Source organism: Mesorhizobium xinjiangense (assembly GCF_009749525.1).
In the GTDB taxonomy this organism is placed as follows: domain Bacteria; phylum Pseudomonadota; class Alphaproteobacteria; order Rhizobiales; family Rhizobiaceae; genus Mangrovimarina; species Mangrovimarina xinjiangensis.
On sequence record NZ_WOAC01000023.1, the window covers coordinates 1 to 16702 of the forward strand.

Here is a 16702-nt window from a genome sequence, read left to right on the forward strand (position 1 = left end):
CCAGAGGCGAAAGTCCTTGCTCATAACCCAGCAAGGAATCAGACTCGCACCCGCTTGACCAGTGACTACTCAGACACGCTCCTAGTGGAACGAATTTGACATTCGATACCCACTCGATGTCGACCCCGAGATCGAATGTCAAATTCAAAATTTCCACTAGAATCATAGACTTGCTAGTGGTTCTTTTGTTTCCAACATTTGCCCTCAGGGCCGATACAAATGGGATGCAAATGTTGGAAACGAACCACTAGGAGGCTCAGGCGGCCTTGAGAACGGCAGCCGGTTCCGTCAATTCATAGCCGAGCGACTCTGCCACGGCCTGATTGGTGATGCGGCCCCTATGAACGTTGAGGCCGTTTCGGAGATGCGGATCGTCGGCAAGCGCCTTCAGGCCCTTGTCGGCGAGCTGCAGGCCATAATGCAGCGTGGCGTTGTTCAGCGCCTGGGCGGAGGTGATCGGAACGGCACCCGGCATGTTGGCGACGCAATAGTGAATGATGCCGTCGACTTCATAGGTCGGATCGGCATGGGTGGTCGCCCGCGACGTCTCGAAGCAGCCGCCCTGGTCGATCGCCACGTCGACCAGTACCGCGCCTTGCCGCATGCCCGACAGCATCTCGCGGGTGACCAGCTTGGGCGCCGCGGCACCCGGTATGAGTACCGCGCCGACGATGACGTCCGACGAGAAACATTCCTCGTCCAGCGCTTCCACCGTCGAGTAGCGCGTATGGACGCGGCCATTGAAAATGTCATCGAGCTGGCGCAGACGCGGGATCGAACGGTCGAGGATGGTCACATCCGCGCCGAGACCGATGGCCATCTTGGCGGCATTGAGGCCGACCACGCCACCGCCGATGACGACGACCTTGCCCGGCAGCACGCCCGGCACACCGCCAAGAAGCACGCCGCGGCCGCCATTGGCCTTTTGCAGCGCTGTCGCGCCGGCCTGGATGGCAAGCCGCCCGGCGACCTCGGACATCGGCGCCAGCAGCGGCAGCCCGCCGCGCTCGTCCGTCACCGTTTCATAGGCGATCGCCGTCACGCCCGATGCGAGCAGGCCCTTGGTCTGCTCCGGGTCCGGCGCCAGGTGAAGATAGGTGTAGAGGATCTGGCCGTCTCTGAGCTGGGTCCATTCGCCGGGCTGCGGCTCCTTGACCTTCACGATCATGTCCGATTTGGCAAAGACCTCTTCGGCCGTGGCCGCGATGGCCGCACCGGCGGCGCGATAGGCATTGTCGTCGGCGCCGATGCCCGCGCCGGCTCCTGTCTCGACCAGTACCTCGTGGCCATGGGCGACATACTCGCGAGCCGCGCCCGGCGTCAGCCCGACGCGGTACTCGTGATTCTTGATTTCCTTCGGGCAACCGACACGCATTTCAAGCCTCCAACTGGATTTCGTTCCCTCTGGTCGGCTATTAAAGCAGATATGGCTTCGAACGTGCTTGCAATGTCGAATTGTCTTCAGTGACAATAACGTAATTTGTTGCGCAAATCAGAATGAATTTCGAAGGAAATTGCGCCAATGTCTGTAGACAGGATTGATCTTGCGATTCTCGACGCGCTGCAGAAGGACGGGCGGATGTCCAATGCGGCGCTTGCCGAAAAGGTCGGATTGTCGCAATCGGCCTGCTCGCGGCGGCTCGATCAGCTTGAGCGATCGGGCGTCATCGAAGGCTATCACGCCAAGCTTTCCAACGGGGCGCTTGGCCACAAGATGACGGTCATCGTCCACATCTCGCTGTCGGGCCAGTTCGAGAAGACGCTCAGTGAGTTCGAGGCGGCGGTGAAGCGCTGTCCGAACATCCTGTCGTGCCATCTCATGTCGGGCGAGTACGACTACATTTTGCGGATCGCCGCGCGTGATCTGGAGGACTATGAGCGCATCCATAAGGAATGGCTGACGGCAATGCCGCATGTGACGAAGATCAACTCGTCTTTCGCGCTGCGTCAGATCATCGACCGCACGGGAACCGGCGTGCGGCCCGACCATGCCTGAACGCCGCGCGCCGGCAAATCGTTGGTAAATTCGCGTCATGAAACTGCAGGACGAATCTGCTGGACTCGAAAGGTAACCGGCGCAACACTTCTGGTCCGGTCCAGTCATCCGATCATTTGACGCTTTATGGAGGCGCTCCATGTCTTTGACACTTCACCCTATTTCGCGCCGGACTTTCATGGCAGGCACCGCCGCAACCGGCGGCATGATCATGCTCCATCCCTTCGCCGCGCGGGCCGAGGCCAACCAGGCGCATCTGCGCCTCATGGAGACGACCGACCTGCACGTTCACGTCTTTCCCTATGACTACTATGCCGACAAGCCGAACGACACGATGGGCCTTGCCCGCACGGCGACGATCATCGACCAAATCCGCGCCGAGGCCGGCAATTCGATGCTGATCGACAATGGCGACTTCCTGCAGGGCAATCCGATGGGCGATTACATCGCCTATGAGCGCGGCATGAAGGATGGCGATATGCATCCCGTCATCGCGGCCATGAACACGCTCGGCTACGAATGTTCCACGCTCGGCAATCACGAGTTCAATTACGGGCTCGACTTCATGTTCAAGGTTCTGGACGGGGCCAATTTTCCCTTCGTCTGCGCCAATCTCACCAAGGGCCAGCTTGCCGCCTATGCGCGCGACGACGATCTGTTCATCAAGCCCTATGTGATCCTGGAAAAGACGATCGAGGACGGCGCGGGCAACGCACATCCGATCAAGGTCGGGCTGATCGGCTTCGTGCCGCCGCAGATCATGACCTGGGATTCGCGCCATCTGACCGGCAAGGCGATGACGCGCGACATCGTCAGGACCGCCGAGGCATGGGTGCCGCAGATGCGCGAGGAGGGTGCAGACATCGTGATCGCGCTGTCGCATTCCGGCATGGGCGAGGCCGGCTATGTCGAAAATGCCGAGAACGCATCGATCGCGCTTGCCGGCATCGACGGGATCGACGCGATCGACGCGATCGTCACCGGCCACAGCCATCTCGACTTTCCCGGGCCGAAATTCGACGGCGTCGCGGGCGTCGACAACGCTTCAGGCACGATCGCCGGCAAGCCCGCCGTCATGGGCGGCTTCTGGGGCTCGCATCTCGGCCTGATCGACCTGATGCTCGAGCGCGACGGCAACCAGTGGAAGGTGACGGCCACGACAAGCGAGGCGCGGCCGATCTTCGAGCGCGTGGACCGCAAGGCCGAGCCGCTGGTCGAAAGCAAGGCTGAAGTCGAGGATTCGGTGCGCGAGTTGCACGAGGCGACGTTGAAATATGTGCGCACCGCCGTAGGCAAGACCTCAGCGCCGCTCCATTCCTATTTCGCGCTGGTGGCCGACGATCCGTCGGTGCAGATCGTCTCGCAGGCGCAGACCTGGTACATCGCCGACATGCTGAAGGAGACCGAGTACAGGGATCTGGCCGTCCTGTCGGCGGCCGCACCCTTCAAGGCGGGCGGGCGCGGCGGTCCCGACTATTACACCGACGTCCCGGCCGGCGACGTTGCGATCAAGCATGTCGCCGATCTCTATCTCTATCCGAACACGGTGCAGGCGGTGCTTTTCACCGGGGCGGAGGTCAAGGACTGGCTGGAAATGTCGGCCGGCATGTTCAACCAGGTCGAGCCCGGCAAGGCCGATCAGCCGCTGATCAATCCCGACTTCCCGTCCTACAATTTCGACGTCATCGACGGCGTGACCTACAGGATCGATCTCGCGCAGCCGCCGAAATACGATTCCAAGGGCAATGCGATCAATCCCGATTCAAACCGCATTGCCGACTTGATGTTCGAGGGGAAACCGATTGATCCGGCAGCCAGATTCGTTGTCGCGACGAACAACTACCGCGGCGGCGGCGGCGGCAATTTTCCCGGCATCGAACCCTCCAAGGTCATCTTCCAGGCGCCCGACACAAATCGCGACGTGATCGTGCGCTACATCGTCGAGCAGGGCACCATCAACCCGTCTGCCGATGCCAACTGGTCGTTTGCGCCGATGGACGGCGCCACGGTGCTCTTCGAGACCGGCCCGAAGGCGAAGGACTTCATCGCCGACGTCAAGGGCGTGGCGATCGAGCCGGCCGGCGAGGGCGCGGACGGTTTCGCGCAGTACCGCATCACGCTGTGAAGGAAGGATTGCAGCGGCGCGGGCTTCATTCGGCCCGCGTCGCCGTCATGCCGGCGCAAGCATGAGACACGCCGCCGCTCAATCGTCGTTGGCGGCGTTGAGATCCTGCGGCCGGATGCCGTTCTGGACGATCGGCGGGCGGCGCAGCTTGACGCCCAGGCCCTCGCCGGCCGCATCGCCGATGAATTCGATGCCGGCCATTTCGAACGTGTGCCGCATCAGGTCGAGATGCTCGCGCGGCAAGACGACCTTGCCGTCCTCGAAGCCGGCCAGCCGGCCCCGCGGCAGCCCGGTTTCGGTTGCCAGGGCATCGACCGTCCATCCGATGAGCGCGCGTCCGGCTCGACATTGTGCGGGTGCAAGCTGCATGGTCGGGCTGTTCCTCATCGACCTTTCATGTGCGACAGAATCACCATCCGGCAACCCTGTCATATGGAAAGGTTATGCCCGGCGTTCCGTTCCGACAACACATCCCTTTTTCTGAAGCCGCGAATGCATTCTTCGCGCCCACAGCGCTCAAAAGGCAGTAGGTCTTTGCATTCGTGCCCGTTTCGATGTGTCATGCCGCCGTCACGAGCAATCTTTTGTCGAAAACCACTGTCGGAAACGCGATGAGCAAAGCCATGTCGAAGCTGCGCTGGATGTTGATGATACTGTGTTTGGCCGCCGCGTCCCCGGCAGCGGCCGAACTTCCGGCCGATCAGATGACCTGCCGCCAGGCCATCGACTATTATGCGCGGCATCACAAGATCCATGTCTTTACCAATGGGCGGTTCCTGCTGCCCGTGCGCGTGGGAACGCCGATCGGCCAGGCGGCCACGCTGACATGCGACACGAGCGGGCGCACGCCGCGGCCCTATTATGTGCGAACGCGCGATGTCGGGAGCTGCGCGATTGCCGTGACCTGCTGACAAAAAGACCCCGCCCGGCTTGCGCCAAGGCGGGGCATAGGCATCCCGCTTGGGGACCAAAGGCGGGGGATGTCCCGGCGGAATGTTTCCAATTGTCATTGTAGCCGATTTCGCAGCACTGCTCCATTGCGCGATCACACCGCACAGTCCGGTCTTTGGAACGCGTCATGGCTCATTCCAATGGCTGAATGCTCATACTATTGGCGGATCGGCAGTGACTTGGCGCGACACTTGGCAGTGTTGCCGGTTACGCGCGTCGTATGCTGTCAAATGTCCGCGATCGTGTGAGCAGGAGCGGGTGGCTCCTTTTGTCTCAGCAGCGGGAAATAGGCCTCGACCGCCTTGCGGCTGCCGTCGACGGAGAAGTGCTCGGCGTCTTCGTAGAGATATTGCCCGGCATCGCGATAGGGGCACTTGTGGCCGTCGCACAGCTTTTGCAGCGGGTCGATGAAGACCGCGCCTTGTCCGGCCAACTGGCGCAGTTCCTTGTTGATTTCCGGCTCGAAGGAGACGGACCAGCTGTCGACCGCGTCAGGGTCGCGGCTGCCCTTGGCGTGCGCGATCACCTGCACATTGGTCGCAAATTGCGGCGACTGGCCGATCAGGTAGACCTTCACACCGGCGCCCTCGAGCGCGGCAAGCGTGCTCTCCAGTTCGTCCAGTCCGCGCGACTGCAGATCCGTCCAGCGCGCGCTCAGGATCACCGTTTCGATGTCCATCGCCTTGATGATCCCGATGGCGTTCTGGTTGAAGTCGGTGCAGCGCGGCCGGGCATGGGAATAATAGGAAAGGACAGGCGGGCAGCCCGCCGCCGTGTACTGGACGACGCGTCCTGCAAGGCGTTCCCGATTGGCGACGATGCCCGGCACATATTGCGCCGCAAAGGAATCCCCCCACAGCAGCACGGGCGGACCGTCTCCATGGGTCAGCGTGCAGTCTTCGGCCTTCCATCGCTTCACATCGGGATTGCTGCTCAGGAAGCAGGTGCCCTGGTTCCAGTGCTCGTGGCCGGCGATCTCGACCTGCGCAAAATTCCTGATCCGGCCGGGAAAGCCGTCCCCGGCCACGCCGAAAGTGCCGACGACGGCGAAGACGGCGATCGCCGCCACCCCGCCGGCCAGCAGGCGCGGTTGCGTGATCGCCGGGCTGGGTTTGCGGAAAGGCCGTTCGACGAAGCGCCAGGACAGCCAGGCGAGAACGAAGCTGGCGACGACGACGGCTGCCGCCTGAAGCGGCGTGGGCGCCTGGAGCGACTGATAGCGCAGGAAGGAGACGATCGGCCAATGCACCAGATAGAGCGAGTAGGAGATGAGGCCGACCGCCACCAGCGGCCGCATCGACAACAGGCTTGTGGCCGCCGATCGGGCCGGCGATTTTCCGACATGGATCAGCAATGCGCTGCCGATGCAGGGGTAGAGCGCATTGGCCCCGGGAAAGGCCGTCGTCTCGTCGAAGGCGAATACGGCATAGGCGATAAGCCCGAGGCCGAGCACGCCGAGGCTTTCGGCCAACCAGCGCGTGCGAACGATTGGGATCGTGCCGAGCGCCAGCGCCGCACCCACAAGCAGTTCCCAGGCGCGGGTCGGCAAGAGGAAGAAATTGGCCGTCGGCGCGGTCGACGTGGCGTAGACGCTCAGTGCCAGGCTGGCCAGGATGGCCGGCAGCAGGGTGAGAAGCCAGCGCCTTGCGAGATATTTGTAGATGATGAAGGCCGCGACCGGCATGAACAGGTAATATTGCTCCTCGACCGAGAGCGACCAGGTATGAAGCAGCGGCCGGAAGATCGCATCGGCGGCAAAATAGCCCGAAGCCTTCCAGAAATAGATGTTGGAGACGAACAGGGACGCGGCGACGAGGCTTTTGGAAAAGTCGATGAAGAAGGAGGGAAGGAGCAGGAGCCACGCAACGACAAAGGTGACGGCGACCGTCACGAAGAGCGCGGGAAAGATGCGCCTGATGCGCTTGGCATAGAAGCGCCAGATGGAGAAACGGTCGTTTTCCAGGTCGTCGAGCAGGCTCAGCGCGATCACATAGCCGGAGATGACGAAAAAGACGTCGACGCCGACGAAGCCGCCGGAAAAACCGGCGACACCGGAATGAAAAAGCAGGACGGGCAAAATGGCGACGGCTCTCAAGCCGTCGATGTCGGGGCGATACTTCATGCCGCTTCAGACCTGCCGGCAGTGTGCGAAAGGCGGTGGATTGGCCGGCAGGTTGGCCGTCATGTCGGGCAGGGCGGTATGCTGCATATAGGAGGGCCCTCGAGGATAATTCGATTGTGCGACATCCCAGGCCCGTGACCTTCTAGCGCGCATTTGCTTCAAACGGAAACGTTTGAAGCAAGGAGTTGCGGGCCAGATCAATAGGCTGGAACATGTACCTTTCGCTCAAACGGTTTCGCTTGAGCAGGACATGTTCTAGCGACAAATCTTGCACTGCAACAAGACCTCGTCCAGCCTTGGGCAGGCCTACGTATAAGGTGAAGCGGCCGCCTGGCCGCATGGCGCGGCCCAGCAAGTGCCCATTGGCCGGCCAGTCGGCAATTCTTGCTGTGAAATCAACGCCCGGCCTTGCCGCAATTTGTCCCAGCGCGGTCAACTACCGAGACAGTCGGTCAATGAAATTGACTGCAGCGCAAGAAAGGCGGGGCGGATTACGGGGCTTAGGCCGTGTGGACAGTTATGGCTTGGGCGTGGCGCGCTGCGCCCCGAAAGGGTATGGCGAAAATCGCCCATTTCGGCGTCGCGGCCCCTTGAAAGGGGTCGACCCTTCCTGCGGGTCCGCTCCTGGAACTGAACGATTTTCGCTCATACCACGCTCCAACCCATAACTGTCCACACGGCCTAAAGCAGGGTGACCGTGGAGCCCATCGCCATCAATGCGGCCAGGCCGATCAGAACGACATAGAAGCGCGGCATGTCCAGCATCATCGCGTGACCGGCGATCCACGCAAGCGTGGCAGATCCGAGCGCCAACAGGAAGCCGTCGCGATTGCCGGAGGCGATCGTTGCGGCCATCAGCCCGCCAATGATCAGGGCGCCGAAGACGATGATCACGGCGACGGCATATTTTTCGAGGTCGTCCTGCATGTGTCTGTTTCCCTTGCGCCTGCCCGCCGCGTGTCGACGGCCCGTAAGATGACTTATATTTGCTATTGCCAAGATGCAAAGGGCGTTTCGCCCGCGAGGCCGCAGAACACGCCGGTCGTGGCTGAGTGCGGCCTCGCTGCAACGCTTGATGGGCGCAAAGGCGAATATCTGTAATCACGGTTCCGGCGGAACGGCTCCGGATCCGCCGCCGGAGAAATAGGTCTTGAGATAGCCGAGGATGGTATTGCGGGTCTCCTCATCCTGCTCCGGCATGCCCTGTTCTTCCACCATCCAGGCCCAGATATCGTCCCAGCGCTCGTCGCTCAGATGCTGCTGTCTCACCATCGCGATCGAGTGACAGGCCGAGCACAGATAAAAGGTCTCTTCGGCACCCGGCGCATCCGGTAATCCGCCCAGCCTCGGATTGCCGGGCGGTGATTCTTTTTGGGCGGAAGGAGAGTGCGGCAGGATGCGGCGCATGGGGTCGTAGCCCTGGTCGGCGCCGGCCGGCCTCTCCTGCGCGAGAGCGGCACAAACCCCGGCAACGATCAGCAACGGCACCAGCAGAATCACCCCGCGCTGGCGCGGTCGGGCCGGTGACATGCGGGCCTCAAACGGCAAAGATCGCGACCCGGTGGATCATGTTGTTGCCGTAGCCGCGCGGGTTCCAGCCCGGCGTCACCGGTGGTTGCATGACGCCATTGCCGTCGGTCGCGCGCGACCAGACCTCATAATAGCCCGCTTCACGAGGCGTGACGTCCGCGCGCCAGCGTTGCCAGGCATACCTGTTCGGCGGTGCGTCGAGTTCCGCTTGCTGCCATGTCTGGCCGAAGTCGAGCGAGACATGCATGGCCTGCACATCGCCATTGCCGGCCCAGGCATGGCCGCGTATCCGGGTCGGTTGCCCGACAGGAACCTCGACACCGGTCTGCGGCGCGGTGATGAGCGATTTGACCGGCATGGTGGTCAGGATTTCCATGTCCTGTTCGGGCACTTCCGTGCCCGGTGCCACCGGGTAGGCCGGCAGGCGATAGGAGTAGCCGCCCATCTTCCGCCCGTCATGGACCTTGTCGCGCACCCAGATGCGGGTCAGGAATTTCTGCGAGGCTGATCCCGGATAACCGGGAATGACCAGCCGCAGCGGAAAGCCGTGCAACGCCGGCAGGTCTTCGCCGTTCATCGCCCAGGCGATCAGGCATTCCGGCTCCTGCGCCTTTTCGATCGGCACGCCGCGCGAGATGACGACCTTGTCCATGTCGCCGGAAATGTCGACATCGTTGCCATAGTGGCCCGTATAGACGGCGCCGGATTTGAGACCGACCTTGGCCAATACGTCGCTGAGACGCACGCCAGTCCATTCGGGGCAGCCGACGGCACCCACGGTCCACTGGTTGCCCGACGCACCGGGATCGAAGAAGGCGCGGCCATTGCCGCCGCATTCCAGCACCAGTGCCAGCGTGACCGTCTCGAACTCGCTCTTCAGATCGTCGAGGCTGAGTTCAAGCGGGTTTTCCACCTCACCGTCGACCGTCAACGTCCAGCCTTGCGCGTCCATGTCGAGCGCGCTTTGCGGGATCAGGCCGTTGGAGCGGATGAAGAGCCGCGAATAGGGGGTGACGTCGTCGTCGAGCAGATGGGCCGGTGTTTCGGCGTTGAGCGGTCGTTCATTGAGCAGCGTCAGTCCGTCCTTCTCGCCCATATGCTTTGCGCCGGTATCCTGTGCCAGCGCCACGGGGACGACGCCGGCGGGCAGGTTGCGATGAAACGGGATTGCCGCGCCGAGGGCCGTGCCCATTGCTGCAAGACCCGCACCCTTCAAAAATCCGCGCCTGTCGGGGCAGGGCACGCGCCCGAAGAGCCTCTGGTCGGCTGTGTCGGGATCGTCCTCATAGGCCTTCCGGATGCCGGCATGATCAAGCCGCTCCTCGGGCCTCGTTTGATGAGTAGCCATGCTCGCCTCCCTGCTTGGGTGTTGGTGGCCTCTCGTCGTCCGCGACTCTACCAGCCGGTGCAGCCGTGCAGAAGTAAATTAGCTCTGTCGAATTTTATGCATGAACGGCTGACCAGTGGCATGGTCCTGCGTGGCGCTTTCCAGGCGGCGCCACTCTTATTCCCATAGGCCGACCGTCCGCCGGCGTCCGGAGCCCTCAGTCGGCCGCATTGGATTCTTCGGTCGTTGCCGTCGACTGCGTCGGCGCCTCATTCTGCGAAGGAACGAGGAAGAAGACGATGATCAGGATCGCCAGCACGACCGCCAGTATCGAAATCCATCTGTTCATATTCATAGCACCCTTCCTTGCTACACCAGTTGGTGACGACGAGGCGGGAGCCACAACAAAACCGTGCGGGTTTGCAGCCCACCCGGTCGAAACGTGGTGTAGCCGCTTGTGTTGTGGGCGCGATGATAGCGCAAAATCACCGCGCGATCGAACAGGGTCGGCGAGCCCGGCCAGTGCTCGACGATGAGGACCTGGGATATGGGTCGATGGAGGCCCGGACGTGGGCGACAAAACCGACGTCCGGGCCACTTCGGGAACGCCACTTCCATGGTTCGACGAAAACCAACACCCGCTTGCCGATGGTGAAACGAAATTCCAGCTTACGCAGTCGAGCGTTTTGGTTGCGACCTTTGTTCGCTCCTTTAATTGTTTTCCGGGTTCGTTTCAGCCTGGAACGCCAGAATGGTAACCTTGATGATGGCGAACAGCGCAGGAATTGCGATCAGAATGCCGAGAGAGGTCGTGGCATAAGTTCCAAAGTGAAGAAGGCCCGAGACGGACCAAACCATTGCCGCCGCGATTACGATTATCTCGATCGCCACGAAGACCGAGACGGAGATGAAGCTCAACAGGCTCCAGAAGTTGATAACACGTTTCATGGGAATTTCCTGCCCGTACACGCGGACGTGACGAGAGCGTCAGCCATGTCGATGACTGACCGGAAAGGCGCACGGGTATTTCGTCGCCCTGTTGACAAAGCCCGATCGGTGCCGGGATCGTCAGGCTGTCAGCGGCGGTGCGCGGGCGCGGTGCGACGCGTTGGTGGTGGAGAAACGGCTTGCGGGAAGGACGGCGGCACGAGCCGGCCGAACCGCATCATTCAGCCGGAGGATGGGTTGCGCCGGAAGCGACGGGTCGCCGGGGCTCGTTCCTGCCTTTGGCAACTGATGTCGTGCCATCGCCTCGGCATGCGGGGCGACTTCTCGGACGATGGTCGAGACGGAATGGTGGTTGAGGCTTGCGAGGCGCGGCTCGCCCGGTGCGAAGATTTCCGGCGGACTATGCCGCCCGGGAAGACCCAGGCAGAGGACTACCAGGAGCAGGACGCAAGCACGGCGCAACAGGAGCGGTATCATCGGATCATCCGCACGAAATCGCATGCCTTTTATAGCAGGCCGACGTCCCGCGCCAGTGGCCGGATTGCAGCACTGCCATATCTGGCCGAGGGCACGACAGGCCTTTCGGCTGGTCCCTGTGACTGCATTGCCTGTCTACCCGCATGCCGGCTGAAACATGCGTGAAGGTCGATGCGCTGCGCCGGGCCCTTGACGAGCCATCAAGACCGTGGCGATCCACGCTAAAAGTTCGAAAAGCCGGGAACTCCTGTGAAGCCGATGGCCTATGAAACTCGGCACATTATATCGCTTAAGTGCTTTATTTTTTTGGGGTTTTCCTGGTGAGCGCGCAGGGGCTCGAACCCTGGACCTACTGATTAAAAGTCAGTTGCTCTACCAGCTGAGCTACGCGCTCCCGAATGCCGCACGCTGCGGCCCGGAAAGTGCGGCGGAACATAGGGAGGCAGACTACGGCGGTCAACTGGAAAATCGGCGCAATTCAGATCCCGTGTTGTTCCTTGAAAACGCAACCGGCACGTTGTTTCCTGAGTGTGCCGCGGGTCATTCATGTTGGGCGTGGGCGTCGATGACGCAGACCCTGGGCGCGCTTAGGGATTTCGGCCCCGGTGACATTCGGGAAATTGAGGATGGCAAGTGTGCGCAGATGCAGCCTGCCAGCATCGGCTCCAGCCGTCGGTAAGCGGCGACCCTTCAGCGATGATCGGACTCAAGTCGTGCGCTTTCGGTCCCTTCCTGTTGGCGCCGACAGCGCCAGCCGTTCGGTGGCATCTGGCGATTACTTGGTGAAATTGGAGAGCGGTGAGGCAGACACCACACCAAAAACCTCTGCCGTCATCTACATCGCTCGGTCGTCCCGCGGCCTGCCTTGCCGTGCGACACACGCCAGCGAACCAGATCGTCAGCGCCAGGACCCGCTTCTATGGCCAGATCTATCGGGTCCACCATTTCATCCGTGACCTCGTCGATGAAAGCCCATCCAACCTCAGCCCCGGTCTTTCGATTCACGAATTTCATTGGCGGTGCTGAAGTGCCGGAGACTTCGAGGCAATCACCGACCTTGGCGAGCACGAACATCACAGGAGCGATCTGCTTGCCTTTCTTAGTCAAGACGTATTCGAACCGTTCTGGTTTCAACTGATAGCGTCGCCGTTCAATCAAGCCGTTCGCTTCCAGGTGCTTCAATCGGTCGCTGAGCGTCGCATTGGTGACACCAGTGGAACGACGAAAATCGTCGTAGCGGCTCAGGCCGCAAAAGAGGTCGCGCAGGATCAGAACCCCCCAGCGATCGCCGACCGCGGCCATCACTCCGGCGATCGAGCACACCATTCCGTCGAAGGACTTCGAGCGCATGAACCATTCCCGTTTTGTGTGCCAGATCTTGTCCAAGAGCCAGTCAATAAACTCTCATAATCAGAGTTAATTTAGATCGGCAATCCAACAAACTCAATCCGGCTTTGCACACGCCATACGCCACGTGCGGGGCGAGTCAGGTTGTGCTTAGGCAGCGCCTGTCGGAGCCAACGAACCCCTTGCCCAAATATATAACTCTTATTATAAGAGTTACATCGCATTCGGTCAGGGCGACGCCTGCGAGTGCACCACGGGCGCGACCGATTCTCGGCAGGGCCAGCCGGTGAGCGCTTGAATTTACTGTCCAGTCAATCGCAAGGAGACAACAATGCCCTCCCACCCCATCTCCAAGATATTTGTCGTCGGCGGCACCGGTGCCCAGGGCTTGCCCGTGATTGGCGCTCTGGTAGCAGACAAGAAATATGCTGTCCGCGCTCTCAGCCGAGACCCGGGTTCCCGCCGGGCCAAGGCCCTGCTTGAGCTAGGCAACGTCGAAATTTTTGAGGGGACCTTCGCCGACGAATCTACACTGCGGGAAGGATTCCGAGGTTGCGACGGGGCATACATAAATATCGATGGGTTCAACACCGGCGAAAAGACCGAGATGTATTGGGCCATCCGTAGCTACGAGATCGCCATTGAAGAAGGCGTAAAATTCTTCGTGTATGGAAATCTTGACTTCGCGCTCAAGAAGGCCGGTTATGATTCCAGGTTTCGTACCGGTCATTATGACGGCAAGGGCCGGATAGCCGAATGGATCCTGTGGCAGAATCAGGCGAATAGGGACCGAATGGGCGCGGCGGTGTTCACCACGGGCCCGTACATGGAGATGGCGATCTCGGCAATGACGCCCATGACTCCGTCTGTGGAAGACGGTGTCGTGACCTGGCGGGTTCCGCTCGGCGACGGAGCCGTACCGCACGTCGCTCTCGATGATTGTGGCTATTATGCTCGCTGGCTCTTCGACAATGCGGAGCGGGCCAACGGCATGAATCTGGAGGTCGCTATCGAGCATGTCGGATATCGGGAACTCGCCACGGCGTTCGAAAACGTAACGGGGCATCCGGCGAAGTACATCGATACCGATTTGGAGGACTACTGGAGTGGCGGCCCGCTTAGCAGAGCGGCTCGGATGCCGGCCGGTTACAACGCCGATCCGTCCGACAAGAGCACCATGAGCGTTCAGGATAACTTCACGGGCTTCTGGAACATCTGGAAGTACGGGGTGGTCCAGCGGGACTACGCGCTTCTGGACGAGATTCATCCTAACCGCATCAAGAGTGTCGAAGAATGGCTTAGGCGCGAAGATCAGCTTGGGCGGGAGCTTGGCAAAGGGGGGCTTTGGGAAAGGCTCCAACCCGAGAACCTGTACTCAGCGCCTCCTGTGCTAAAAGTGTCGGAAGATGGGCGGAAAGGCCGACTATAGCGGTCCACGCCGGTCAACTGGAAAATCGGCGCAATTCAGCTCCAGTTGCCCGGCGATCCGACAAGACTTGAGGCAATATGCCCACCAAACGGTGATTGGCGCGCGTTGCGGCGCGGGTTTATAGGGGCATGCGGGCCGGTCGACGGGCCGCATGAAGCAACAACGAGGCAGCGTGGCAATGGCGGTTGCAATGGATATCGGCTATTTCAGTGCGGTCGGGGCCGGGGCGCTGTCCTTCCTGTCGCCCTGCGTGCTGCCGCTGGTGCCGCCCTATCTGTGCTACATGGCCGGCGTCTCGGTCGAGGATTTCCGCCAGGACGCCGGGGGCGCGACCCGGGCGCACACGCGCCTGGCGCTTGTTGCCGCTTCGGTTGCCTTCGTGCTCGGGTTTTCGACCGTCTTCGTGGCGCTCGGGGCCGGCGCGTCGACGATCGGCGGGCTGTTGCGCGTGTGGCAGGAGCCGCTGGCCATCATTGCCGGCCTTGTCATCATCGTCATGGGGCTGAATTTTCTCGGCGTCCTGCGCATTCCGTTCCTGTCGCGCGAGGCGCGTTTCCAGACGGGCCAGCGTCCGGCCGGAGCTCTGGCCGCCTATGTCATGGGGCTGGCCTTCGCCTTCGGCTGGACGCCGTGCATCGGCCCGGTCCTCGGTCCCATCCTCACGCTGGCCGGTGGCCGGGAAACGGTCGGCGAGGGGGCGTTCATGCTGCTGGCCTATTCGCTCGGCCTCGGCATACCCTTCATTGTCGCGGCGATCTTTTCCGGCGCCTTCATGCGCTTCCTGACACGTTTTCGCACCCATCTCGGGCGGGTCGAGAAGGTAATGGGCGGGCTGCTGGTGGTCGCCGGCGTCCTGTTTATGACCGGCGGCGTGCAGACCATGTCCTATTGGCTGCTGGAGACGTTTCCGGTACTCGGCCAGCTCGGCTGAAGCACGATTGGCGAGGCGGGCGCGGCAATGATACAGATTGTGCGATTCCCGTGAAATTGAAGCATTCGGACACGACTATGAGCGAACGGACCTGCCTATCGATCATCCTGGCTGCGGGCGAGGGCACACGCATGAAAAGCGCGCTGCCGAAAGTACTGCACAAGGTGGCGGGGTTGCCGATGGTCGGCCATGTCGTCAAGGCGGCGCTGGAGGCCGGCAGCACGGCGGTGGCGGCCGTGGTCGGACATGGCGCAGAGGCCGTAGCCGATGAGGTGCGCACCGCCAGTCCGGATGCCGCCGTATCCGTGCAGGACAAACGCCTCGGCACGGCACATGCCGTTCTGGCCGCCCGCGAGGCCATCGCGGCCGGCTATGACGATATCCTGATCATGTTCGGCGACACGCCGCTCGTCGAGCCGGCTGCGCTCGGCCGGGCGCGCGCCCTGCTGGCCGAGGGCGCGGCGGTCGCCGTGATGGGCTTTCGCACCGACCGGCCCAATGGCTACGGCCGCCTGATCGAGAAGGATGGCGAGCTCGAGGCGATCCGCGAGGAGCGCGACTGCACGGACGAGGAACGCGCCATCAATTTCTGCAACGGCGGCTTGATGGCGATCGACGGCCGCCTGGCGCTGGACCTGATAGAGGCTGTCGGCAACGGCAACGCCAAGGGCGAATATTATCTGACCGACATCGTCGAGATCGCCCGCGCGCGCGGTCTCCATGTCGGTGCGGCGGAAGTCGCCTTCGACAATGTTCTGGGCGTCAACACGATGGCGGAACTGGCCGAGGCCGAAGCGCTCTGGCAGGCACGGCGGCGCCAGGACCTGCTCTTGTCGGGCGTTACGATGATCGATCCGGCGACCGTCTATCTCTCCCACGACACCAAGATCGGCGCCGACACGCTGATCGAACCAAACGTCTTTTTCGGGCCGGGCGTGAGCGTTGCGGGCGGGGCGATCATTCACGCCTTTTCGCATCTCACCCAGGCCCGGCTCGGTGAAGGGGCGGAGATCGGGCCGTTTGCCCGCCTGCGCCCCGGTGCCGATCTCGCCGAGGGTTCCAAGGTCGGCAATTTCTGCGAGATCAAGGCGGCTCATGTCGGGCCCGGCGCCAAGGTCAATCATCTGTCCTATATCGGCGACGCGACGGTGGGCGCGAAGGCCAATATCGGGGCCGGTACGATCACCTGCAATTATGACGGCTACAATAAATATCGCACCGAGATCGGCGCCGGCGCCTTCATCGGCTCGAACACCTCCCTCGTGGCGCCGGTGAGCGTCGGCAATTCGGCCTATGTGGCCTCGGGAAGCGTCGTCACGGATGACGTGCCTGACGATGCGCTCGCCTTCGGCCGGGCGCGGCAGACGACGAAGGAGGGCAGGGCGCGCGACTTGCGGGCGCGCTATCAGGCCGAAAAGGACCGCCGTCGGGCGGAGAAATCCAAGGCATAAGGCTCAACCGAAGGGGTGGTCCGACCCGCCGCCCGGATAGATTGTCATGCGCTGAAAAGAGTTTTTAC

General features: G+C 61.9%; 15 protein-coding genes and 1 tRNA gene. 6 read left to right on the top strand and 10 right to left on the bottom strand.

Annotation, left to right across the window (positions count from 1 at the left end):
• Positions 1-256: 256 nt before the first annotated feature.
• Positions 257-1375, bottom strand: coding sequence for an alanine dehydrogenase (gene ald, locus GM909_RS20735; protein WP_157019130.1), 1119 nt, complete (start codon positions 1373-1375; stop codon positions 257-259).
• A gap of 147 nt (positions 1376-1522) precedes the next feature.
• Between ald and GM909_RS20740 the strand changes: the two genes are divergently transcribed.
• Together GM909_RS20740 and GM909_RS20745 are read left to right on the top strand one after the other, a co-directional pair.
• Positions 1523-1996, top strand: coding sequence for an Lrp/AsnC family transcriptional regulator (locus GM909_RS20740; RefSeq protein WP_157019131.1), 474 nt, complete (start codon positions 1523-1525; stop codon positions 1994-1996).
• A gap of 139 nt (positions 1997-2135) precedes the next feature.
• Positions 2136-4121, top strand: coding sequence for a bifunctional 2',3'-cyclic-nucleotide 2'-phosphodiesterase/3'-nucleotidase (locus GM909_RS20745; RefSeq protein WP_157019132.1), 1986 nt, complete (start codon positions 2136-2138; stop codon positions 4119-4121).
• A gap of 78 nt (positions 4122-4199) precedes the next feature.
• On the opposite strand, the gene GM909_RS20750 is transcribed toward GM909_RS20745, so the two are convergent.
• Positions 4200-4508 (bottom strand): transcriptional regulator, encoded by a 309-nt coding sequence (locus GM909_RS20750; protein WP_157019133.1) that lies wholly within the window; start codon positions 4506-4508, stop codon positions 4200-4202.
• A gap of 224 nt (positions 4509-4732) precedes the next feature.
• Between GM909_RS20750 and GM909_RS20755 the strand changes: the two genes are divergently transcribed.
• Positions 4733-5032, top strand: coding sequence for a hypothetical protein (locus GM909_RS20755; RefSeq protein ID WP_157019134.1), 300 nt, complete (start codon positions 4733-4735; stop codon positions 5030-5032).
• Positions 5033-5298: 266 nt separating this feature from the next.
• On the opposite strand, the gene GM909_RS20760 is transcribed toward GM909_RS20755, so the two are convergent.
• The 8 genes from GM909_RS20760 to GM909_RS20795 form a co-directional block, all read right to left on the bottom strand.
• Positions 5299-7194, bottom strand: coding sequence for an acyltransferase family protein (locus GM909_RS20760; RefSeq protein ID WP_157019135.1), 1896 nt, complete (start codon positions 7192-7194; stop codon positions 5299-5301).
• A gap of 681 nt (positions 7195-7875) precedes the next feature.
• Positions 7876-8121 (bottom strand): hypothetical protein, encoded by a 246-nt coding sequence (locus tag GM909_RS20765; RefSeq protein ID WP_157019136.1) that lies wholly within the window; start codon positions 8119-8121, stop codon positions 7876-7878.
• Positions 8122-8295: 174 nt separating this feature from the next.
• A complete protein-coding gene (locus GM909_RS20770) occupies positions 8296-8694 on the bottom strand; it encodes a hypothetical protein (RefSeq protein ID WP_198174332.1) in 399 nt (132 codons plus the stop codon).
• A gap of 37 nt (positions 8695-8731) precedes the next feature.
• Positions 8732-10072 (bottom strand): molybdopterin-dependent oxidoreductase, encoded by a 1341-nt coding sequence (locus GM909_RS20775; RefSeq protein WP_157019138.1) that lies wholly within the window; start codon positions 10070-10072, stop codon positions 8732-8734.
• A 196-nt stretch (positions 10073-10268) separates the two neighbouring features.
• Positions 10269-10406, bottom strand: coding sequence for a hypothetical protein (locus GM909_RS20780; RefSeq protein ID WP_157019139.1), 138 nt, complete (start codon positions 10404-10406; stop codon positions 10269-10271).
• A 356-nt stretch (positions 10407-10762) separates the two neighbouring features.
• Positions 10763-10999, bottom strand: coding sequence for a hypothetical protein (locus GM909_RS20785; RefSeq protein ID WP_157019140.1), 237 nt, complete (start codon positions 10997-10999; stop codon positions 10763-10765).
• A 795-nt stretch (positions 11000-11794) separates the two neighbouring features.
• Positions 11795-11870 (bottom strand) — tRNA-Lys (locus GM909_RS20790).
• Positions 11871-12307: 437 nt separating this feature from the next.
• Complete coding sequence (locus tag GM909_RS20795) at positions 12308-12826, bottom strand: winged helix-turn-helix transcriptional regulator (protein ID WP_157019141.1); 519 nt, start codon at positions 12824-12826, stop codon at positions 12308-12310.
• 328 nt (positions 12827-13154) lie between these two features.
• Between GM909_RS20795 and GM909_RS20800 the strand changes: the two genes are divergently transcribed.
• The 3 genes from GM909_RS20800 (at position 13155) to glmU (ending at position 16634) form a co-directional block, all read left to right on the top strand.
• Positions 13155-14252 carry an NmrA family NAD(P)-binding protein gene (locus tag GM909_RS20800; protein WP_157019142.1) on the top strand — a complete coding sequence of 366 codons (1098 nt, stop codon included), beginning with the start codon at positions 13155-13157 and terminating at the stop codon, positions 14250-14252.
• 151 nt (positions 14253-14403) lie between these two features.
• On the top strand, positions 14404-15183 hold the full coding sequence (locus GM909_RS20805) for a cytochrome c biogenesis CcdA family protein (protein ID WP_235912002.1): 780 nt from the start codon (positions 14404-14406) through the stop codon (positions 15181-15183).
• Between the two features lie 77 nt (positions 15184-15260).
• Positions 15261-16634 carry a bifunctional UDP-N-acetylglucosamine diphosphorylase/glucosamine-1-phosphate N-acetyltransferase GlmU gene (gene glmU, locus GM909_RS20810; RefSeq protein ID WP_157019143.1) on the top strand — a complete coding sequence of 458 codons (1374 nt, stop codon included), beginning with the start codon at positions 15261-15263 and terminating at the stop codon, positions 16632-16634.
• Positions 16635-16702 lie beyond the last annotated feature (68 nt).

Coding starts and splice junctions, on each gene's coding strand:
- ald (WP_157019130.1), bottom strand. CDS start 1,375: ATGCGTGTCGGTTGCCCGAAGGAAATCAAGAATCACGAGTACCGCGTC.
- GM909_RS20740 (WP_157019131.1), top strand. CDS start 1,523: ATGTCTGTAGACAGGATTGATCTTGCGATTCTCGACGCGCTGCAGAAG.
- GM909_RS20745 (WP_157019132.1), top strand. CDS start 2,136: ATGTCTTTGACACTTCACCCTATTTCGCGCCGGACTTTCATGGCAGGC.
- GM909_RS20750 (WP_157019133.1), bottom strand. CDS start 4,508: ATGAGGAACAGCCCGACCATGCAGCTTGCACCCGCACAATGTCGAGCC.
- GM909_RS20755 (WP_157019134.1), top strand. CDS start 4,733: ATGAGCAAAGCCATGTCGAAGCTGCGCTGGATGTTGATGATACTGTGT.
- GM909_RS20760 (WP_157019135.1), bottom strand. CDS start 7,194: ATGAAGTATCGCCCCGACATCGACGGCTTGAGAGCCGTCGCCATTTTG.
- GM909_RS20765 (WP_157019136.1), bottom strand. CDS start 8,121: ATGCAGGACGACCTCGAAAAATATGCCGTCGCCGTGATCATCGTCTTC.
- GM909_RS20775 (WP_157019138.1), bottom strand. CDS start 10,072: ATGGCTACTCATCAAACGAGGCCCGAGGAGCGGCTTGATCATGCCGGC.
- GM909_RS20780 (WP_157019139.1), bottom strand. CDS start 10,406: ATGAATATGAACAGATGGATTTCGATACTGGCGGTCGTGCTGGCGATC.
- GM909_RS20785 (WP_157019140.1), bottom strand. CDS start 10,999: ATGAAACGTGTTATCAACTTCTGGAGCCTGTTGAGCTTCATCTCCGTC.
- GM909_RS20795 (WP_157019141.1), bottom strand. CDS start 12,826: ATGCGCTCGAAGTCCTTCGACGGAATGGTGTGCTCGATCGCCGGAGTG.
- GM909_RS20800 (WP_157019142.1), top strand. CDS start 13,155: ATGCCCTCCCACCCCATCTCCAAGATATTTGTCGTCGGCGGCACCGGT.
- GM909_RS20805 (WP_235912002.1), top strand. CDS start 14,404: ATGAAGCAACAACGAGGCAGCGTGGCAATGGCGGTTGCAATGGATATC.
- glmU (WP_157019143.1), top strand. CDS start 15,261: ATGAGCGAACGGACCTGCCTATCGATCATCCTGGCTGCGGGCGAGGGC.